17 protein-coding genes are annotated in these 21411 nt (G+C 67.5%); 7 read left to right on the top strand and 10 right to left on the bottom strand.

Translation table 11 applies throughout. The features are described from left to right. Positions 1-134: 134 nt before the first annotated feature. Both AC5P5M_RS08205 and bfr read right to left on the bottom strand, forming a co-directional pair. A complete protein-coding gene (locus AC5P5M_RS08205) occupies positions 135-1451 on the bottom strand; it encodes a hypothetical protein (RefSeq protein ID WP_495205751.1) in 1317 nt (438 codons plus the stop codon). Positions 1452-1899: 448 nt separating this feature from the next. Next, positions 1900-2388, bottom strand: a complete 489-nt coding sequence (gene bfr, locus AC5P5M_RS08200) for a bacterioferritin (protein ID WP_053518345.1) — start codon at positions 2386-2388, stop codon at positions 1900-1902. Positions 2389-2511: 123 nt separating this feature from the next. On the opposite strand from bfr, the gene AC5P5M_RS08195 reads away from it, so the two are divergent. After that, positions 2512-4839, top strand: coding sequence for a penicillin acylase family protein (locus AC5P5M_RS08195; protein ID WP_495205750.1), 2328 nt, complete (start codon positions 2512-2514; stop codon positions 4837-4839). 82 nt (positions 4840-4921) lie between these two features. Here the strand turns inward: AC5P5M_RS08195 and AC5P5M_RS08190 are convergent, their stop codons facing one another. From AC5P5M_RS08190 to map, 8 genes are all read right to left on the bottom strand, one after another. Continuing rightward, the gene (locus tag AC5P5M_RS08190; RefSeq protein ID WP_495205749.1) at positions 4922-6310 is read right to left on the bottom strand and encodes a cation:proton antiporter domain-containing protein; all 1389 of its coding nucleotides are present in this window, start codon (positions 6308-6310) and stop codon (positions 4922-4924) included. 82 nt (positions 6311-6392) lie between these two features. Further along, positions 6393-8084 (bottom strand): asparagine synthase B, encoded by a 1692-nt coding sequence (gene asnB, locus AC5P5M_RS08185; RefSeq protein WP_053518338.1) that lies wholly within the window; start codon positions 8082-8084, stop codon positions 6393-6395. A gap of 366 nt (positions 8085-8450) precedes the next feature. After that, positions 8451-9578, bottom strand: coding sequence for a succinyl-diaminopimelate desuccinylase (gene dapE / locus AC5P5M_RS08180; protein ID WP_461290230.1), 1128 nt, complete (start codon positions 9576-9578; stop codon positions 8451-8453). Next, complete coding sequence (locus AC5P5M_RS08175; RefSeq protein WP_180875666.1) at positions 9575-9946, bottom strand: arsenate reductase; 372 nt, start codon at positions 9944-9946, stop codon at positions 9575-9577. Before AC5P5M_RS08175 ends, dapE begins: the two co-directional genes overlap by 4 nt. A 31-nt stretch (positions 9947-9977) precedes the next feature. Further along, a complete protein-coding gene (locus tag AC5P5M_RS08170; RefSeq protein ID WP_495205748.1) occupies positions 9978-10844 on the bottom strand; it encodes a hypothetical protein in 867 nt (288 codons plus the stop codon). 2 nt (positions 10845-10846) lie between these two features. Beyond that, the gene (gene dapD, locus AC5P5M_RS08165; protein WP_053518332.1) at positions 10847-11896 is read right to left on the bottom strand and encodes a 2,3,4,5-tetrahydropyridine-2,6-dicarboxylate N-succinyltransferase; all 1050 of its coding nucleotides are present in this window, start codon (positions 11894-11896) and stop codon (positions 10847-10849) included. Next, positions 11896-14508, bottom strand: a complete 2613-nt coding sequence (locus AC5P5M_RS08160; protein WP_495205857.1) for a [protein-PII] uridylyltransferase — start codon at positions 14506-14508, stop codon at positions 11896-11898. The genes dapD and AC5P5M_RS08160 overlap by 1 nt, the downstream gene beginning before the upstream one ends. Before the next feature lie 20 nt (positions 14509-14528). Beyond that, entirely contained in the window at positions 14529-15305 is a 777-nt protein-coding gene (gene map, locus AC5P5M_RS08155; RefSeq protein ID WP_111185881.1) for a type I methionyl aminopeptidase, read from the bottom strand. 240 nt (positions 15306-15545) lie between these two features. Here map and AC5P5M_RS08150 point away from each other — a divergent pair, with 240 nt between their 5' ends. From AC5P5M_RS08150 to AC5P5M_RS08125, 6 genes are all read left to right on the top strand, one after another. Continuing rightward, complete coding sequence (locus AC5P5M_RS08150; RefSeq protein ID WP_053518329.1) at positions 15546-16076, top strand: Csu type fimbrial protein; 531 nt, start codon at positions 15546-15548, stop codon at positions 16074-16076. Further along, on the top strand, positions 16076-16828 hold the full coding sequence (locus AC5P5M_RS08145) for a fimbrial biogenesis chaperone (RefSeq protein WP_495205747.1): 753 nt from the start codon (positions 16076-16078) through the stop codon (positions 16826-16828). Before AC5P5M_RS08150 ends, AC5P5M_RS08145 begins: the two co-directional genes overlap by 1 nt. Before the next feature lie 7 nt (positions 16829-16835). Continuing rightward, entirely contained in the window at positions 16836-19190 is a 2355-nt protein-coding gene (locus AC5P5M_RS08140) for a fimbria/pilus outer membrane usher protein (protein ID WP_495205746.1), read from the top strand. Then, a complete protein-coding gene (locus tag AC5P5M_RS08135) occupies positions 19187-20233 on the top strand; it encodes a Csu type fimbrial protein (protein WP_065174699.1) in 1047 nt (348 codons plus the stop codon). Before AC5P5M_RS08140 ends, AC5P5M_RS08135 begins: the two co-directional genes overlap by 4 nt. An 84-nt stretch (positions 20234-20317) precedes the next feature. Beyond that, positions 20318-20566 (top strand): hypothetical protein, encoded by a 249-nt coding sequence (locus tag AC5P5M_RS08130; RefSeq protein WP_481526305.1) that lies wholly within the window; start codon positions 20318-20320, stop codon positions 20564-20566. Positions 20567-20611: 45 nt separating this feature from the next. Beyond that, positions 20612-21310 carry a fimbrial biogenesis chaperone gene (locus AC5P5M_RS08125; RefSeq protein WP_065181383.1) on the top strand — a complete coding sequence of 233 codons (699 nt, stop codon included), beginning with the start codon at positions 20612-20614 and terminating at the stop codon, positions 21308-21310. The last annotated feature ends 101 nt before the right edge of the window (positions 21311-21411 follow it).

Here is a 21411-nt window from a genome sequence, read left to right as displayed (position 1 = left end):
ATTGTTGACCAGTTGAACGCAAATAGCCGGGGAACCCCGGCTATTTGCATTTGGTGGGTATGGTTCAGATCGACCGAGGCATCAGGAGTGGGGGTTCGACGACCTGTGCGGAGCAATTGAACTGCACGCAACTGCTATTTCAATATTTTCTGAAACTCCGTGAATACTCTGAGCAATTTCTCAGCACTTTCGATCTCTCCCGCACGATCACTCGACACCACCTTCTTCGCCTGCGTTCTCAGCGGATTGGTGTGAATTTCCGCCAACACCGTACGTATGTAATGCGAGTGATCACTTTCACCGTTATTCTCCCTAGACATCTGCTCAGAGAATCCGACGATCGATTTGGAGAGTACACTCTTGTAAGCGTACTCTTCAGCGATATTCGCAAGCTTAACGTACTGATGCGCACAGAACCACGCACCACCGATAAGTATCGGAATCAATGATACACGCCCCGCAACTACCGCAATTGCTACCTTGGTATCCCACGTTATCCAGATACCAAGCAGCACTGCCAATAACACGAGAAAACCCGCGGCGACCAGCCAGAACTTTCGCTTCGAATCCTCGCTCGTTTCTGTGTAGCGCTCATTGAAAGCCGCACTCAGGCCCTCTGCGGTTTTGTAAGAAAGAGCCGTCCTAGCAGATTCAATAATCCTCTTGGCTTCCCCCTCAATTTCAGACATCGCAACGCGATGCTGTGCAAGCGCGTCCGTGAACTCCACTGTCTTTACCTGCTGATCAACCAGTTGAGCCTCTCGCATAGCGATCTTCTTAGCGAACTCATCGATCAGTTGCCTATTTACCGCTGCGCTCGCCTGAGACTCCTCCGCACTCAGCGAAGCAGATGCTGCTGAGCTCTTGAGCTCATCAATCTCATCCAACTTTTGCTGCGCTTCGGTCAGCGCATCACTCATCGTTGATCCGGAATCTTCTATCCCTTTAAGCCGCACTCCAGACTCTTCAAGCCTGGCTGATACTTCAGCAGAAAGATCCAGCAGCTTCGCCTGCTCTTCGGCAATTTTTTTTCGCTCATCCTTAATAGCAGCAATCTGCCGATGGAGATCATCGACAGCACTCTCCAACTGTTCTCTTGTCTCCGGAGACCCTCTCAACTGAAACGGCCGGAGTACAACCTTCAGCTCTTGCAATGTTTGCGCGACCGACCCGAACTGCTGTTGCTGCAAGGCAGTTCTTAGGACTGCAACATTGGAAGCAATTGATCGTCTTTCAGCAACTGTCGTAATTCTAAAAAACCTTTCCGGCTTCCCAAGCTGCCCCCGGATGTCTGCGACTATTGCACGGACACCAGCGACAAGAGACTTCGCGCTGAACTCCAGTTCTTCTCCAAAGGTCTGACCTTTCAATTTCGACGAATCCACTCCATCTACATCGTCATCAATACCTTCGAGATTTGCCTTGATGTCCTCAATCGACTGCGCAACCATACCCCCTCCCTGAATATGCAGCTAAGAGCGTCTCAAAACCCGCATTACGGGTCAATCCTCACGGACTCTCCTGTCAACCTAGATTTCAAGGGGATATTGGCTTTCAACTCCAGACTTCCGCAACCACTCCGCCCGTCATCACTTGTGCCAGCGCGCATGACATTTGAGGCAGTGGAAATGACCCACCTAAGTCAGATCACCGCCTCAAATGCAACGAGGTCAGAGCCGTTCTCGTTGAAAACGGATCCGATCCCGGCCCCGACTACATCGGCCTCGGTCGACCCGCTCTGCCCGCCGGGCATGGCCCGGCGCTACCGGAACGCAGCACCAGACACGAAAAAGCCGGGGCATTCCCCGGCTTTTTCGTTGTCGGCTGGCGGGCGGTGGAGCGGCTGGCGGGCGAAGGCTGGCGAGCGATGCTCCGGTGCTGGCGGGCGACGGTACCGGTTTAGTGCGCCGGGGCGCCGCTGCCGTCGATCTTGCTCAGCTGGTACAGCTCCAGGCCGATGCGCTTGATCAGGCCCAGCTGCTGCTCCAGCCACCAGGCGTGGTCCTCTTCGGTGTCCTTCAGCTGCGCCAGCAGGATGTCGCGGCTCACGTAGTCGCCCTTCTCTTCGCACAGCTTCATGCCGGCGGCGAGGTTGTTGCGCACGGCGTACTCGGTGTCCAGATCCTTCTGCAGCATCTCCTCCACCGTCGTACCCGGCTCGGTCAGGTGCGGGCGCATGTCAGGATCACCGCCAAGGAACAGGATGCGGCGCAGCAGCGCGTCGGCATGCTGGGTCTCTTCCTCCATCTCGTGGTTCAGGCGCTCATACAGCGCGAACAGGCCCTGGTCCTCGTAACGGCGGGAGTGGATGAAGTACTGGTCACGCGCGGCAAGCTCACCGCGCAGCAGTTCCTTCAGGCAGGCGATGACGTCCGGGTTGCCTTTCATGGGGGGCTCCTGTGAATCGATGCGGCATAGGGTGCCCCATTTCGGGATACGGTGATCTAATCGGAATCAGTCGCAGTTGCGCCTGCGGCTACAATCGGCCCCGGCGTTCGGAAAGGACCTACAATGCGACGTACATGGCGTTGGCTGCTCGGCGTGCTGATCGCCACCCTGCTGGTGGTGGCCCTGGCAGCGTGGCTGCTGCTGCGCGGCAGCCTGGCCGATCTGGAAGGTGAACATGCCCTGCCCGGCCTAGGCGCAGCAGTCACTGTCGAGCGCGACGCGCTGGGCGTGGTCACCATTACCGCGGGCAGCCAGGCCGACGCCATGCGTGCGCTCGGCCGTGTCCACGCGCAGGAGCGCTACTTCGAGATGGACCTGATGCGGCGCAGCGCAGCCGGCGAACTGGCTGCGCTGTTCGGCCCGAAGGCCATCGAGGTGGACAAGCGCATGCGGGTTCATCGCCTGCGCGCGCGGACCGACGCCCATCTGGAGGCCGCCCTTGGCAGCAACGCCGCGGCGGTAAACGCGTATGTCGAAGGGGTCAACCAGGGCCTGGCCGATCTCTCCGTGCGCCCGTGGGCCTACCTGCTGCTGCGGCAGGCGCCGCAGCCGTGGACCGCCAGCGACAGCGTGCTGGCCGGGCTGGCCATGTACGCCGATCTGCAGGATCCGGGCAACCGGACTGAACTGGCGCTCAGCCGCATCCAGGCGGTGGTGCCACCGGCGCTGCATGCGCTGATCGCGCACCAGGGCAGCGAATGGGATGCGCCCCTGTTCGGCGAGCCGCGCGGCAATGCCCTGCTGCCCGATGCAGGGCAACTGGATCTGCGCACGCTGGCCGCCTCGCCCGCTCCCGTGCCGGTGGAAACCGGCGCAGTGGGCAGCAACAACTTCGCCGTGGCCGGCGCCCTCACTGCCGATGGCCGTGCGATCGTTGCCGACGACATGCACCTGGGCCTGCGTGCACCCGGCCTCTGGTTCCGCGTGCGCCTGCGCTATCCCGATCCGCAGGCGGCCGGTGGCCAGGTCGACATCAGCGGCTTCTCGCTGCCCGGTCTGCCAGCCGTCATCGTCGGCAGCAACGGGCATGTCGCCTGGGGGTTCACCAACAGCTACATCGACACCGCCGATTTCCGCAACGAACCGGCCACGGCCCCGGTGACGGTGCATGAAGAGCGCATCGCCGTGGCCGGCCAGGATGACGTGGTGTTCCCGGTGCGCGAGACCGCCTGGGGGCCGATCCTGCACACCCACGCCGATGGCAGCGGCGACGCACTGCGCTGGGTCGCACATCTGCCCGGCGCGGTGCGCCTGGATTTCGCCGACATGGCCCGCGCGGGCGACCTGGACCAGGCCCTGCGCGTGGCCGACCGCGCCGGCATTCCTGCACAGAACCTGGTGATCGGCGACCGCAGCGGGCGCATCGCCTGGCGTCTGATCGGCGCCCGTCCGGACCGTGGCCCCGGATGTGCGGCGGCCGGCTACGCGCCAGCGCGCAATGACGCCTGCGCACCCTGGTCGCTGCGCAGCGACGCTGCTCCCGCACTGATCGATCCCGCCAACCACCGTCTGTGGACCGCCAATGGCCGCGTGCTGGACGGCGGCGCACTGGCAGTGGCCGGCAATGGCGGCTACGACCTTGGCGCCCGCGCGCGGCAGATCCGCGACCTGCTGGCGGTCCAGGACCGTTTCGATGAGCACGACCTGCTGGCGATCCAGCTCGATGACCGCGCGGTAATGCTGCAACGCTGGTGGGCGCTGCTGCAGCAGATCACCGCACACAGCAGCGACCCTGCACTGCAGCGCCTGCATGCAGCCAATGCGCACTGGGAAGGACGGGCATCGGTGGACTCGGTGAGCTATCGCATCACCCGCGGCTTCCGTGGCAAGGTGCTCGATGCGGTGGAAGGTGCGCTGCTCGCGCCTGCCCGCGCACAGCTGGGCGCCGATTACCTGCCGCCGCGGCTGCCCGAGCTGGAAGGCGTGGTCTGGCCGATGCTGGAACAGCGCCCGGCACATCTGCTGCCACCCGGTATCGACAGCTGGGATGCGTTGCTGGCGAAGGCCGCACGTGAGCTGGAAGCAGATCTTGCCAGCCAGGGACCGCTGGCCCAGCGCCGCTGGGGAGAGCGCAACACCGCGTCGATCTGCCACCCGGTCAGTCGCGCCCTGCCCGCCTTCGCACGCCGCGCGTTGTGCATGCCGGCCGAGCCGTTGCCCGGCGACCGCGACATGCCACGGGTGCAGGCCCCGGATTTCGGTGCTTCGCAGCGGATGGTGGTCTCCCCCGGTCACGAAGCCGACAGCATCGTGCACATGCCCGGTGGCCAGAGTGGCCACCCGCTGTCCCCCTACTGGGGCGCGGGCCACGAAGACTGGGTGCATGGCCGCCCCTCGCCGTTCCTGCCGGGCAAGGCCCAGCACGTGATGACGCTGGTGCCGGCGAGATAGAGGGGTAGCGCCGGGCCATGCCCGGCGAGCGCGCAGCGTGGACGGACAGCAAAGCCGCCGGGCATGGCCCGGCGCTACCGGCTCAGGTGCGGCGGCGCTCGATCAGGTTCAACAACGGCCCGGTCATCGCAGTGGTCACCAGTGCCATGATCACCAGTACCGCGAACAGGCGATCCCCGAGCAGGCCCAGCTCATAGCCCAGGTTGAGCACGATCAGTTCCATCAGGCCGCGCGTGTTCATCAGTGCTCCCAGCCGCCATGCCTCGCGGGCAGGCAGGCCGGTGCTGCGGGCGGCACTGAATGTGCCCAGCAGCTTGCCGGCCGTGGCCACCGCGATCACCACCAGACACAGCACGATGTCGCCGGCGTGCAGTGCGTCGGCGCGCATGCGCAGGCCGGTCATGGCGAAGAACAGGGGCAGCAGCAGGGTCACCGCGAACGGCTCGACGCGGGCCATCAGCAGTGCGCGCAGCGGCGCATTGGATGACACCGCCACGCCCGCAGCGAATGCGCCGAACAACGCATGGATGCCCAGCATCTCGGTCACCAGCGCACTGGCCAGCGACAACAGCAGGATGCCCAGCAACCACCGTCCTTCGCGTCCTGCCACCACCTGCTGGCGGGCAAACCACGGTCTTACCAGGCCAAGCATCAGCGCCACGAAGGCCACCACGCCCAGCAGGTTGAGGCTTGCCGGCAGCCAGCCACCGGCCTGTGCAGCCGCCACGATCAGCGCCAGCAGGCACCAGGCCGTGGCATCGCCGAGTGCCGCGCAGGCAATGGCGGTCTGTCCCAGCGGAGTATGGGTGATGCCGCGATCGGCGAGGATCCGCAGCAGCACCGGGAATGCCGTGATGCTCATCGATATCCCGACGAACAGCGCGAAGGACGTGAAGCCCACGCCCTGCGGACCGTGCTGCGGGTACAGCCAGATCGCCAGGGCCACGCCCAGCATGAATGGCACGGCGATACCGGCATGGCTGACGGTGAACGCGAGCCGCCGTCGTCCGCGCAGTGCGGCCAGGTCGAGTTCGGCACCGGCCACCAGCAGAAACATCAGCACACCCAGCTGGCTGAGCAGGCCCAACGGCGCCAGCGACGCCGCCGGGAACAGCGCGCCATGCAACTGCGGCAACAGGCTGCCCAGCACCAACGGGCCCATCATCAGGCCTGCCGCCATTTCGCCGATCACCGCCGGCTGGCCGAAGCGCTTGAGCAGCGCTCCCGCGCCCTTGGCCACCAGCAGCAGGACCAGCAGCTGCAGCAGGAACAGGCCCAGCGGCGATGACAGATGCCGGGCCCAGCTGCCTTCGTCGGCAACCGTGGCGCGTGCGACCGCTTCAGGCGCCGCCGGCCCGGCATACCGCGCCAGCAGCAGGCCGGCCAGCAACGGCAGTCCGGCCCAGGCCACGTAGCGCCACCCCCACTTCATCGGCGGCGCCCGGCCCTCGCTCTGTACGTCCATGAACATTCCCCAATGTGCAGGGGGGCGATGATACGTCCTTGCCTGCGCCGACGCTGAGCGCCCGCCGGGCGTAGCCCGGCGCTGCCGGTCACGCCAGGGCCTGCTCGTGTACCCCGGCAATCGCCCGGCCGGACGGATCGGCCGCTGCGGCGAAACTCGCGTCCCAGGCAATCGCGGCCGGTGAGGAACAGGCGATCGATTTTCCACCCGGGACCGTTTCGGCCGCGGCCCTGCTCGGGAAGAACTGTTCGAACAGGTGGCGATAGTAGTACGCCTCCTTGGTCTGCGGCGGGTTGTGCGGGAAGCGCTTGTCGGCGGCGGCCAGTACCCGGTCGCTGACCTGCGCCTCGGCGTGCGCCTTCAATCCATCGATCCAGCCATAGCCGACGCCATCGCTGAACTGCTCCTTCTGGCGCCACAGGATGCTGTCCGGCAGATAGCCATCGAACGCTTCACGCAACACCGCCTTTTCGATACGGCGACCGCCGAAGCCGCTGCCGACCATCTTGTGCGCGGCGTCGATGCGCATCGCCACATCGAGGAAGTCGCGGTCCAGGAACGGCACGCGAGGCTCCACGCCCCAGGCCATCATCGACTTGTTGGCACGCAGGCAATCGTAGTTGTGCAGGGCATCGAGCTTGCGCACCAGCTCCTGGTGGAATTCGCGCGCGTCCGGTGCCTTGTGGAAGTACAGGTAGCCGCCGAAGATCTCGTCGCTGCCTTCGCCGGACAACACCATCTTCACCCCCATCGCCTTGATCCGTCGTGCCAGCAGGAACATCGGCGTGGACGCGCGGATGGTGGTGACATCGTAGGTTTCGATATGGCGGATCACCTCGGGGAGCACGTCGAGGCCTTCCTCGAAGGTGTACTCGAAGCCGTGGTGCACGGTGCCCAGCGCTTCGGCGGCGACGGCGGCGGCGGCCAGATCGGGTGATCCCTTCAGCCCGATCGCGAACGAATGCAGGCGCGGCCACCAGGCTTCGCTCTGGCCGCCATCCTCGATGCGGCGGCGGGCATAGCGGGCGGCGACGGCGGCCACCAGCGACGAATCCAGTCCACCGGACAGCAGCACGCCGTACGGCACGTCGCTCATCAGCTGGCGTTCCACCGCATGTTCAAAGGCCTGTCGCAGCTCGGCCAGATCGGCCTGGCGCCCTTCAACGTCCGCATACTCGCGCCAGGGCTGCTGGTAGTAGCGCACCAGTTCGCCACTGGCACTGTCGTAGTAATGACCCGGCGGGAACTGGGCAACGTCGGCACAGGTATCCACCAACGCTTTCATCTCCGAGGCCACCCGCAGGCGCCCCTGCGCGTCGTGCCCCCAGTACAGCGGCACCACGCCGACCGGATCGCGCGCCACCAGTACGCGACCGGCATCGCGGTCCCACAGCGCGAAGGCGAAGATGCCGTTGAGCTGCTCCAGCCAGCGGGACGGCGAGCCTCCCTGCCGGTACAGCGCGTTGATCACCTCGCAGTCCGAGCCGGTCTGGAAGTCGTAGGGGTGGGCCAGCGCGGCCTTGAGCAGCTGATGGTTGTAGATTTCGCCGTTGACCGCCAGCGCCAGCTGACCGTCCGCCGACAACAGCGGCTGCGAGCCACCCGCCGGATCGACGATGGCCAGCCGCTCGTGCACCAGCAGTGCACCTTCATCAAGGTAGACGCCGCTCCAGTCCGGGCCACGATGACGCTGCCGCTGCGACAGCTCCAACGCATGCCGGCGCAGGGCGGGAAGATCATCACCGGCCTGCAGGCCGAAGATTGCGAAGATCGAACACATGGGGGAACTCCTGTTGTTGGTTCTACGAGGGGCAAGGTGTTCGACCGGCCATCCAGGCCCGGGTAGCGCTGCGCCCGGGCACAAAAAAACCCGCATCGGCCGATGCGGGTTTTCTGGTGTCCGGGCGTGTGTTGCTGTCTATCTACCCAGGGCGCAGTCCCGCATCGGCCGCGCACGATTATTCGCGCGCAGATTATTGCGGTTGTTGTTGACGGCGGTGGCCAGGCGGATCGACATGACCCGACCCTAACCCGGTTTCCGGGGCCGCGCAACAGTTGCGTTGGCAACCAGGTGCGTCGTACGCCGGGCATGGCCCGGGGCTACCGTCGGCCAAGGGCGGCGCCGGGCCATGCCCGGCGTCGTGCCTCACACCAGCAGGCGCTCGACCAGCCGCAGGTACAGGCCCGGCAGGGCCTCAAGCTCGTCCACACGCACGTTCTCGTCCACCTGGTGAATGCTGGCGTTGACCGGCCCCACTTCGATGCACTGCGCGCCCAAGGGCGCGATGAAGCGGGCGTCGGACGTTCCGCCACCGGTGCTTTCTTCCGGCGCACCGCCGATGTGATCGGCCAGCACGGCGCGCGCGGCGGCACGCAGGGTGCCTTCGGGCGTGTAGAACGGCTCGCCGCTGCGGTGCCACTTCAGCGTGTACTGCAGGCCGTGACGGTCCAGCACCGCGGTGATCTCCGCTTCCAGTTTCGGCGCATCCCAATGCGGGTTGTAGCGGACGTTGAAATCCACTTCCAGCTCGCCCGGAATCACGTTGTTGGCACCGGTGCCGGCATGGATGTTGGAGATCTGCAGGCTGGTCGGCGGAAAGCTCTCGTAACCCTCGTCCCAGCGCCGCGCACTCAGTTCGGCCAACGCCGGCGCCGCCTGGTGGATCGGGTTGCGTGCCTTCTCCGGGTAGGCCACATGGCCCTGCACACCCTGCACGCGCAACTTCGCCGACAGGCTGCCGCGGCGGCCGACGCGGAGCAGATCGCCCAGCGTTGCGGTCGACGAGGGTTCGCCGGTGATGCACCAGTCGATGCGCTGGCCACGCTCTGCGAACAGGCGCGCGACATGGCGCACGCCGTCGATCGCATCGCCCTCCTCGTCACTGGTCAGCAGCACCGCCAGCGTTCCCGCATGATGAGGGTGGGCTGCGGCGAACTGCTCGGCCGCGATCACGAACGCGGCTACGCTGCCCTTCATGTCGGCCGCGCCACGGCCGTACAGCACGCCATCGCGGATCTGCGGGACGAACGGATCGCTCTGCCAGGCCTCGCGCGGTCCCGGTGGCACCACGTCGGTGTGGCCCAGCAGGACCAGCACCGGCGCACCGCTGCCATGGGTCGCCCAGAGGTTGTCGACGTCGCCCAGGCGCAGGTGCTCGCAGTCGAACCCTGCACGCTGCAGCCGCGCCGCAAGCAGCGCCTGGCAGCCGGCATCGTCCGGCGTGACCGATGGCCGTGCGATCAGCTCGCTGGCCAGGTCCAGCACCGCGCTCACGCGCCACCCACGCCGAAGCGCGCCTTGAACCCGTTGTCGCTGAATCCCTGGCTGACCTTGCCGTCGGACGTCACCACCAGCGGGCGCTTGATCAGCTGCGGGTACTCGCGCAGCAGCAGCTTCCACTCGGCATCGGAGGCGGCCGCCTTGCGGTTGTCCGGCAGCTGCCGCCAGGTGGTCGATGACCGGTTGACCATTGCGGACAGGCCGCCCAGCTGCGCGGCCCACTCGACCAGCGTTTCCGGGCCGGGCTTGGTCTCGCGGTAGTCGACGAAGGTGTATGGCACGCCGAAGCGGTCCAGCCACTTGGTCGCCTTCTTGCAGGTATCGCAGTTCTTCAATCCGTAGACAGTGGTGCTCATGGCCATCGGCAATGCTGGAAAACAGAGGGTCAGAATCTCACAACAGACGCTCGGACACGACCCGGAACGGCACGCGTGGCAGGTGGAAGGCCAGCCCGTCGGGCAGCGCAACGCCCATCGCCTGCAAGCGTGGGCACTGCAGCGTACCCTGCAGGTGCAGCGGCCGCAGATGGGTCAGCTCCACCGGCAGGTCGATGCGGGTGCTGGCCCAGTGCCCGTCACAGGTACGGGCGATGGCCTCGTCCTGGCAGGTCAGGAAACGCAGCAGGGCGTCATGGCCGCCAAAGGCCGCCGACCACGTGGCATCGTCCCAGCCTGCGGCAACCTGCCACTGAAGTCGAAGCGCCGGCGCGCTGCCGTGGCCACCTTCGATCAGGGTATGGCCGCCGCCATTGGCCTCAAGCACATGTGCGAAGCGCACGGAGAGATGAGGTTGCATGGCATCGCTGAAGGCACGCGCACCGGCGACGAAGGCCAGCTGATCCATCACGTTGCGGTCGAACAGCACGACCGGGGTGCCGTCCGGATCATCGTCGCGGCGCAGATACCACCGCCAGTTGCTCTGCTGCGGCGATGGCATCAGCGCCCGCAGAGGGCCGGCCAGGGCCGGCCCGAAGTGACCGTGCCGATAGCTGAGGATGGTGTAAGGCGTACGACCGGCATGGACCACGTAGTGATGGCCAGGCGGCGGTGACGGCGCATGACGCACATCGACCCACCAGCTCGCGTAGACCACGTCGCGCACATCGCTGGCCAGCGCCGGCATCGGCCAGCGCCGCGACAGCGCGCGGCGCAGCCGGGTCCAGCGCGGTGCGTGCAGCAGGCGCGGCAGCATCCGCGCGAACACGTTGTCGAACGGATGCCGGTAGATCGCGGACTGCGCCAGGTCGTCCGGCGCAGCCATCGTCAGTCCGCCAGGCCGCGCAGAAGATCGTTGACGCTGGTCTTGCTGCGGGTGCGGGCATCGACCTGCTTGACGATCACCGCGCAGTACAGCGAGTGCGTGCCGTCCTTGCTCGGCAGCGAGCCCGACACCACCACGCTGTACGGCGGGATGTAGCCGTAGGTGATCTCGCCGGTGGCGCGGTTGTAGATGCGGGTGCTCTGGCTGAGGAACACGCCCATGCCGATCACGCTGTGGTGGCCGACCACTACGCCCTCCACCACTTCCGAACGCGCGCCGATGAAGCAATGGTCTTCGATGATGGTCGGGCTGGCCTGCAGCGGTTCGAGCACGCCGCCGATGCCGGCGCCACCGGACAGGTGGCAATGCTGGCCGATCTGCGCACAGGAACCGACGGTGGCCCAGGTATCGACCATCGTGCCCTCGCCGACATGGGCGCCGATGTTGGTGAAGCTCGGCATCAGCACCACATCCTTGCCGAAGTAGGTACCCCGGCGCGCGATCGCGCCCGGCACCACGCGTACCCCGGCACGACGGAACTTTGCTTCATCGTATCCGGCAAAGCGCGATTCGACCTTGTCCCAGAACGGGGCCGGACGGGCATCGACCACCGCCATGTCATTGACACGGAAGTACAGCAGCACCGCCTTCTTCAGCCATTCGTTGACTTTCCAGCCCCCCTGCCCGTCCGGCTCGGCGACACGGAACTCGCCGCTTTCCAGGCCGTCGATCACGCGGTTGACCAGCACCCGGGTCGAGCCCTCCAGTTCATGCAAGGTCAGCGTCGCGCGGCGCTCGAAGGCGCTTTCGATGCCGAACTTCAGTTCTTCCACGCCCGGCGCGGCCGGCCTGCGCAGCGACTTGCGGGCGATGGTCTCGGCGCGCGCGGCTTCCGCGCTCTTGGCCGGGGCCTTCTTCGGCGCCGGCTTCTTCGCGGCAGCCACCTTCTTCACCGGGGCAACGGTCTTCTTTGCGGCCGTCGCGGCAGTGGTCTTTCGGGCCGCCGCGCTCTTGGCGGTCGCGGCGGTCTTCTTTGCAGGCTTGGTGGCCATCAGGTGGGGTCTCCGGCGTTTCGATCAGGGTCCAGGCAGGCCAGCATCGCGTCATGCAGCTGCTGCCGGGCGGGTTCGGTCAGGGGGAGGTCGTGTTCGTCACTGATCACGAAGGTGTCTTCGGCGCGTTCGCCGAACGTGGCAATGCGCGCGTCATGCACGCGCAGGCCCTGGTTGCGCAGCACGAACGCCACGTCGGCCAGCAGGCCGGGGCGGTCGGGTGCGACCAGGGCGAATCGGGTTGCGCCGGGCTCATCGCGGAACTCGATGCGCGGCACGAAGCGGAAGTGACGCAGCTGCCGCGGCACCACCCGCCGCGACGGGCGCAGACGGCCCAGGTCACCGACCAGCGCCTCGCGCAGCGCAGCTTCCAGGTTGGCGCTGCTGCCATCGGCGAAGGTATCGGCGGGGCTGACCTCAAAGGTATCGAAGATGGTGCCCGCGGGGCCGTCCAGTACCCGCGCGCGATGGATGCCGTAGCCCTTGCGGTCCAGCGTCATCACGATGGCAGCAAACAGGCCGTCGCGATCCGGCGAATGCACGAACACTTCCAGCGCGGGGTCGTCGACGCTGATGCGGCGCACCTTCACCAGCGCCTGGCCCTGCTTCACCGGCACCAGCGCAGCGGCCTGCCAGGCCAGCTGCTCCGGACGCAGCCGGATGAAGCCTTCATCAGGCATGACGGCGAACTGGCGGTCGATCGTGGCGTCGTCATAGCCCTGTTCGCGTACCAGCGCGCGCACGCTGTCCCGCGCCTCGGCAACGCGCTCGGCGGCCGGCACCGGATGCTCCAGGCCCTCGCGCAGTGCGCGCCGCGTGGCGAAGTACAGATCGGCCAGCAGCCGGTCCTTCCAGGCGTTCCACAGCTTGGGGCTGGTGCCGGCGATGTCGGCGCAGGTCAGCAGGTACAGGTAGTCGAGGCGGTCGCGGCTGCCGACCAGGGTTGCGAAACGATGGATCACGGCCGGATCGGCGATGTCCTGCTTCTGCGCTGTCACCGACATGCGCAGGTGCTGTTCGACCAGCCACGCCACCAGTTCGGTATCCGAGGCACTGAGCGCATGCGCCTGGCAGAACGCGCGCGCATCCACCGCTCCCAGCTCGGAATGATCGCCGCCGCGGCCCTTGGCAATGTCATGGAACAGCCCGGCCAGCAGCAGCAGCTCCGGCTTCCGCAGCCGCGGCCACACTTCATGCGCGATCGAGAAGCGCTCGTCGGCACGGCTGCTGGCGAACTGGCCGATATTGCGCAGAACCATCAGCGTGTGCTGATCGACGGTGTAGACGTGGAACAGGTCGAACTGCATGCGCCCGCTGACCTGGGCGAACGCGGGAATCCACTGGCCCAGCACACCCAGCCGGGCCATCCGCGAGAGCGTGTCGACCGGGCGCTGGCCACGCAGCAGCGCCATGAACTGCTCACGCGCATCGGCATCGGCCTGGTCATAGGCGGGCAGCAGCGGCAGCGACTCGGCCAGTGCGCGCGCGGTCAGCGAATGCAGGCCACGCACCTGCGGGTTGTTGGCCCAGCCGGCGAACAGGGCGAACACCTGGCCGATGTCGCCGCGCGGCCACGCCGCCTCGTTCGCCGCCAGATAGCCGCGGCGCAGCGAGAAACCCACGGTCAGCGGTTCCGGCAGCGCTTCGCCGTCGAACTGCTCCTCGAAGCGTTGCAGCAGGCGGTCGCTGATCCGGCGCACCACCGAAGCGGCGCGATAGAACCCCTGCATCATCTTCTCGACGCCCAGGTTCTCGGCGTCGTCCTCAAAACCCAGCCGCGCGGCCAGTGTCTTCTGGTAATCGAAGCGGAGGCGCTCCTCCGGCCGCCGTGCCACCAGGTGCAGGCCGAAGCGCAGGCGCGCCAGCACCGCGCGCTCCCGCTGGAGCGCCGCGGCTTCGTCGGCACCCAGATGGCCCAGCCCGACCAGCGCCTCAAGGTCGCGAACGCCGAACGCGCGCAGCGCCATCCACCCCAGCGTATTGAGATCACGCAGCCCGCCGGGGCCATCCTTCAGATCGGGCTCGAGGTTGTCGGCGGTATCGCCGAAACGCTGGTGGCGGTTGCGCAGTTCCTCCAGCTTGGCCAGGAAGAAGGTGCGCGCCGGCCACAGTCCGCTGTCGTCGTCGGTTGCTTCGCGCAGCGCCCGGCGCGCCGCATCGTCGGCCAGGATCGGGCGCGCTTCGATCAGCGCGGTCAGCACGGTCTGGTCGGCGGCCGCCTCGCGGCACTGCGCCGCCGAGCGCACGGCATGGCTGACCGCCAATCCGCAATCCCACAGCAGGGCGAACAACCGCGCCAGGCCCGCTTCGTGGGCGAGCTGCGCTGGCGGCGCGCCGAACACCAGCAGATCGATGTCAGACCGTGGGAACAGCTCCCCACGGCCGTAGCCGCCCACTGCGAACAGGGACAGCCCGCTGTCGGACGGCAGGCAGCGCTGCCACGCCAGCCGGATCAGGTGATCGGCCGCGCGCGCGCGCAGTGCCAGCAGGCGCTCGATGTTGTCGCCCTGGTCGAAACGGCGGTACAGCCGCGCATCGGCCTGCTGCAAGGCCTGCCGTGCAGCGGAAGCCCAGTCCGGGTCGTTGAGCGACGCGGCCGGCGTGTCCAGCAGCGAACTCGCCGGCAGCATCCTCAGGAGACCTGCGATTCGCCCGGCGACAGGGTCAGCACGTCAACGCCGGTCTCGGTGACCGCGATCATGTGCTCCCACTGCGCCGACAGCTTGCGGTCCTTGGTCACCACGGTCCAGCCATCCGGCAGCACCTTGTTGTAGCGGGTGCCCTCGTTGATCATCGGCTCGATGGTGAAGGTCATGCCCGGCTGCAGCACCAGGCCCTGCCCCGGGCGACCGTAATGCACCACCTGCGGCTCGTCGTGATAGACCTTGCCGATGCCGTGGCCGCAGTACTCGCGCACCACGCTGAAGCGCTCGCCTTCGGCATAGCTCTGGATCGCGTGGCCGATGTCGCCCAGGGTCGCCCCCGGACGTACCGCGCGGATGCCGCGCCACATCGCTTCGTAGGTGGTCTCCACCAGGCGGCGCGCCATCACCGACGGTGTGCCGACGAAGTACATGCGACTGGTATCGCCGTGCCAGCCATCCTTGATGACGGTCACGTCGATGTTGACGATGTCGCCGTCCTTGAGCACCTTGCCTTCGCTCGGGATGCCGTGGCAGATGACATTGTTGACCGAGGTGCACACGGTCTTGGGGAAGCCGCGGTAGCCGACGTTGGCCGGAATGGCGCCCTGCACGTTGACGATATGGTCATGGCAGATGCGGTCCAGTTCCTCGGTGGTGACACCGGGCTTGACGTGGGGGGTGACGATGTCCAGCACTTCGCTGGCCAGGCGGCCGGCAATGCGCATCATCTCGATTTCCTGCGGGGTTTTCAGATTCACGCTCATGGCGCCCATTATCGCCGATCCGGCCGCAATCTGAACGAACGCCACCCAACTGGACGTTCCCGGCCATGCACAGTTCCGGCAAGGCGAGCGAAAGCGTGATCGCGCCCACATTCCGCAGCCCCTGTTTATCACGGATTACAGACACTTGGCGGTCCTAAGCTGGCGCCAGCGTCGCCGAAGCGGCCCCGAACGTGCCGCCTTCGCCTTGTTCAACGGACCTTCGGGTCAAGGAGGTTGTCCATGCGAATCCCACTGCGCTCCTCCCTTGCCGGGGCCATGACCGCGCTGCTGCTGGCCGGCCCGGCGCTGGCGGCCGATACCACCACCTTCAACGTCACCCTCGTGGTCACCAAGGCCTGCACGATCACGGCCGCGGCCGCCACCAACGTCGACTTCGGTACCGCCGCATCGACCACCGCGATACCTACCCTTGGCCAGGGCACGGTGACCGCCCAGTGCTCTGCGCTGACCCCGTATACGATCGCGCTGAACGCGGGTGCGAACGCCGGTACGGCCGGCGACGTCACCACCCGGCGCATGAAGAACACCGACGCGGCGGTGACCGCCAACAACTACGTCGGTTACCAGCTGTACCGCGACGCGGCACACAGCCTGGTCTGGGGGTCGACGACCGGCACCAATACCCAGGCCGGCATCGGCACGGGCCTGGCGGTCCCCTACATCGTCTACGGCCAGATCCTGAACCTGAGCACCAACAACGCGGCCGCCGGCAACTACCTGGACACGATCACCGCCACGATTACTTATTGATGGAGCACGCCTCCATGTCCCGACCCCGCCTGTGGCGCGCCGCCGGCGTGGCGTTGCTCGCCTGCCTGCTGGCCAGCGCCGTGGCCACCTCCGCCGCCACCAGCCTGCAGGTCGCGCCCACCACCCTGCAGCTGGAGCCCCGCCAGCGTGCCGCCGAGCTGTGGCTGACCAACAGCGGGACCGCGCCGGTGAAGCTGCAGGTGCGGGTGTTCCGCTGGGTCCAGCAGGATGGCAGGGAGCAGCTGCTGCCTGCCGATGGGCTGCTGGCAACTCCACCGATGCAGGAACTGGCCGCAGGCCAGCAGCAGCTGGTGCGGGTGATGCGCACGGACAGCGAGGCACCGGCCTCCCAGCAGCATTACCGCCTGATCGTCGACGAAGTGCCGGACCTGGCCACCCGCGCCAGCGGCATGCAGTTCGTGCTGCGCTATTCGATCCCGGTGTTCATCCAGCCGGCCGGGGGCACGCCGGCGCCGCGCCTGCAGGCACGCCTGCTACGGCTGGACGACGGTCGCAGCGGCGTCGAGATCGGCAATTCCGGCGACAGCTACGCGCAGATCGCCGACCTGGCGCTGGGCAGTGTCGAACGCCCGCGTATCGTCCACCCCGGCCTGCTGGGCTATGTGCTGCCCGGCCAGGTGATGCGCTGGCCCGTGGAGCGCACGGCGGTCGACCGGGACAACGACCAGATCACGGCCAAGATCAATGGCGAGTCGACGCAGACACCGCTATCGCCGCCACCGGCTCGCTGAGGCGGTGGTGGGCACGGTGCTCGCTGCCGCGTGGGTTCCCGCGGCTCCGGCCGCCGACGTGTCCGGCATCTCCGGCGTCTCCGCCGATGCCCTGCTGCCTCCCCCGACACCGCTGACGGCCGGCCAGACGCTGTACCTGGACGTCTCGCTGAACAGCACGCCGCGCGGCCTGCTGCCCTTCACTGAAGCACGTGGCCGCCTGCAGGCCAGCCCGGAGGTGCTGCGCCAGCTCGGCTTCAGCGCCACCGGCGATGCACCGGTGTTTCTGGATCAGATCAGCGGCGTGGTCGCGCGCTACGACGCCCAGCTGCAGACACTGGCGCTGGATGTGCCGCTGGACCAGCTCACCCTGCCCACCACCCTGCTCGGCCGCCCGCAGGTGCGTACGCCGGCCGGCAGTGCCTCGCCGGGGCTGCTGCTCAACTACGACGTGTACGGCAGCCGCATCGAAGCACTCGGCAACCTTACCCTGAGCTCGGAACTGCGCCTGTTCGGCGTCGGCAGCGGCACCTTCGAGAACACGGCGGTCACCCGTCGCTACCAGCAGCCGGACGACCGCCACTGGCGCAGCGAAAGCGTGCGCCTGGATACGCACTGGACACTGGATTTTCCCGAGTCGGCGACCACGCTGGACATCGGTGATTTCTACAGCGGCTTTGTCGACTGGACCCGGCCGGTGCGCCTGGGCGGCGTGCAGGTCGGACGCAACTACGGGCTGCAGCCCTACCGCGTGCTGACACCGACGCCCGGCTTCCTGGGCGAGGCAGTGGTGCCGTCAACGGTGGAGCTGTACGTCGACGGGTTGCGCCAGTACAGCGGCCAGGTGCCGGTCGGACCGTTCCAGCTGGCGGCACAGCCGGGCATCAGCGGCACCGGCACCGCGCAGGTTGTGGTGACCGATGCCTTCGGCCGCATGCAGACGCTGGATTTCAGCTTCTATGGCACCCAGCAGCTGCTGGCCAAGGGCCTGTCGGACTGGTCGGTCGGTGCCGGACAACTGCGCGAAGCGTTCGGCGAACGCTCCTTCGAGTACGACAGCCGCACGGTGGCCAGTGCCAGCTGGCGTGGTGGCATCAGCGACACCTTTACCGGCGAAGCGCACGCCGAAGGCGGTGGCGGCCTGCTGCAGGCCGGCGTCGGTGGCTGGTGGTTGGCGGGCGAGGCCGGCGTGTTCAATGCCGCCTACGCGCACAGCCGCCTGCAGGGCCTGCAGGGCGGCCAATGGGCACTGGGCTACAGCTGGAACAACCGCCGCTTCAATTTCAATGTGCGCAGCGTACGCACCCACGGCGACTACCGTGATCTCGGCGCGCTGCAGGACAATCTGCCCCCGCGCATCAGCGAACAGGCCACTGCCGGTCTCGATCTGCTGGGGCTGGGAACGCTGAGCGCAAGCTACCTGCGGCTGCGCTACCCCGATGGCGACGACAACCGCTATGCCAGCCTGTTCTGGTCGCGCACCTGGAGCCAGCGCTGGTCGGCCTACCTCTCGGTCAACCAGAACCTGGACAGCAGTGACGACCGCAACATCTACCTGTCAGTGAGCGCCAGCCTCGGCAACAACCGCCAGGCCAGCCTCTCCAGCCAGCGCAACGGCGACAGCCAGGCCTGGGTGGCCGACATCACCCAGCCGGTCCCCGGCGATGGCAGTGCCGGCGGCATCGGCTGGCGCGCGCAGGTGCGCGGGGGTGACGAGGGCACAGGCGGCCTGGCCGAGGTCGGCATCCTCAACGACGTGGGGCGCTACGCGCTCGGCGCATCGCGCCAGGCCGGCATTGACTACGCCTATGCCAGCGCCAGCGGCAGCCTGGTGTGGATGGACGGGCACACCTTTGCTACCCGCGAGGTCTCCGACGCCTTCGCGGTGGTCAGCACCAGCGGCGTCGCCGGTGTCCCGGTACGGCTGGAAAACCGCCTGATCGGCGTCACCGACGACCGTGGCCTGCTGCTGGTCAGCCCCCTGCTGTCGTGGCAGCGCAACCGGGTCTCCATCGACACTCTCGACCTGCCGGCGGACATGCGCGCCGACCGCGTCGAGGACTGGGTGACACCCCGCCAGCGCGCCGGCACCGGCGTGACGTTCCATCTGCGCTCGCGGCCGTCGCTGACCCTGGTCCTGCAGGACATGGCCGGACAACCGCTGGAGGTGGGCAGCGAAGTGCAGCTGCCGCAGGGTCGCCAGGCCACCGTAGGCTACGACGGCCTGCTGTACCTGGAGGACGTGGCGCCGGGCAGCGTGCTGTACATCACCACCAGCCGCAGCCAGTGCCGGGTGAAGGTGCCGGCCACACCGGAAGTGGCTGCCAGCGGCGCCCGGCCCCGCCCGGCACCGGTACCGTGCATTCCCGAGGTGGCGCCATGAAGGTGCCCCTGCTCGGCCTGCTGCTCGTGCTCGGCCTGCTGGCCGCCACACCGGCGCACGCGGCGGCGGTGTGCACGGCCACCGCCAACCCCACCCTGCCGTTCGGCAACGTCAACAGCAATGCCCCCGGGCCCACCTCGGCCACGCTGAACATCACCGTCACCTGCACGACGGCGGCGCTGAGCCTGCTGGCCACTACCGGCGTGCGCGTGTGCGTGGGCATCGGTGCCGGCAGCGGCGGTGGCAGCAGCAGCACCTGGCGGACCCTGCGCACCAGTACCGGCACCCCTCCCGACACCCTGAACTTCCAGCTCTACAACAATGCCGGCTACAGCCAGGTCACCGGCCTGGTTCCCCGCGGTACGCCGCCAGCGCAGGAGCTGACCATGACCTACAACGTGCCGCTGGTGGTCGGCGGCAGCGGCGCGCAGTCCACCCAGCTGTTCGCACAGATCCCGGCCAACCAGGTGCTGGCCGCGGGCAACTACAGCAGCACCTTCAGCGGCGCCGACGTGGTGCTGACCTGGGCCTGGAACGAAGTGCTGCTCGGCAACGCCACCGTACCGGCCACCTGCAACGGCGGCGCCACCGGTACCAACAGCGCCAGCGCGGCCTTCAGCTTCATCGCGACCGCGACCGTGCTGCCACAGTGCGGCAGCTACCTCACCACCCCTCTGGACTTCGGCAACGTCACCGGCAGCATCACCAGCAACATCGACCGGACCGCCACCCTGACCCTGACCTGCCTGAAGAACACGGCATTCCAGATCGGCCTGGACAACGGCCAGAACAATCCCCCGGCCACCCCGACCCGGCGCATGCGCACCACCATCGGGGGCAGCAGTTACTACCTGGCCTATGAACTGTACCGCGACAGCGCACGCAACCAGCGCTGGGGCAACACGCTCACGGTCGATACCGCCAGCGGAACCGGTACCGGCAGTGCGCAGCAGCTGACGATCTACGGCCGGGTGCCGCCGGTCACCGGCCAGCCGCCGGCAGGTACCTACAACGATGTGGTGCAGGTGACGATCACCTACTGACCGGTGCCGCGAGCACCTGCCCCTACAGATCCGGCGCGCCCGGCCGATAGCGTCCAGCAGGTATCCCGGCACGGTGGATGACAGGTGGTTCGCGCAGTTCCGATCCTGGCGATGATGCTCGCCGCCCCCCTGGCATGGGCCGAGCCGGCAGCCCCGGTGCAGGTGCGCCTGGTCGTAGTGGAAGCCTGCCAGGGCGATGCCGGCGGCCGCGCGTGTGCCGTTCCGCACCAGCGCAGCGATGCCCCGCAGCTGCCGGCACAGCTGCGTGAACTCGCCCCCGCGCCAGCCTCGCCCACCGACGACGCTTCCACCGCGCCGACATTCATCTACTGATGCCGACATTCATCTACTGATGCCGACATTCATCTACTGATGCCGATGCGCGCACTCCTTGCCCTGTTCCTGCTGCTGCCGGGGCTGCCTGCCGCCGCACTGGACCTGCTGCCCACGACCCTGCAGCTGCCCGCCGAAGGGGGCCGCACCGAACTCTGGCTGCACAACCCCGGCCCCGAGCGCTGGCAGGGCGAGGTGCAGATCCTGGCGTGGGAGCAGCAGCTGGACGCCGAACGGCTGCAGCCGAGCGACCGCATCCTGGCCAGTCCGACCCGACTGGATCTGGCGCCCGGCGCCCGCCAGCGGGTCTGGCTGCTGCCCCGCAGCGCCGTCCCGGTCGCCGCCGAGCAGGCCTACCGTATCGTGCTCGCCCCCGGCAGAAGCAGCCTGCCACGCTACTCGCTGCCGCTGTTCCAGGGTGCGGCTGCGTCGTCAGTGCGCCCGGCCGTGCGTGCCCGCGTCGAATCCAACGGGTCGCAGACTCATCTGCGACTGGACAACCCGGGCCGCCTGCATGCGCGCCTGGACGGGCTTTCATTCGAGTCCGCCGGCGGCCATCGCAGCGTGCTGCTGCCGGGCTTGGCCGGCTATGTGCTGGCAGGACGGGAAAGGCGCTGGACGTTGCCGGCACGCCGCGACGGCTATCTCGGCGGCCGCTTCCGGGCCCGCCTGCAGGACGGCCGGGAGGTCGTTCTGGACGCATGGGACCCGTCAATTGCGGTGAACCCGCCCGCCGGGCTATAATCGCCGGGATGTCCTGCCGCCCTGTGCGCCGGACCCCGTCCACACCGGACGTCACCGGTGAATCCACACCTGCTGCCCCCATCCGTGCCGGGGTGCTCCGC

It is taken from the genome of Stenotrophomonas sp. YJH_SMC_106-19 (assembly GCF_059368375.1).
The sequence above is the reverse complement of the archived record's forward strand: the minus strand, read 5'-3'. Positions and strand labels throughout refer to the sequence as shown.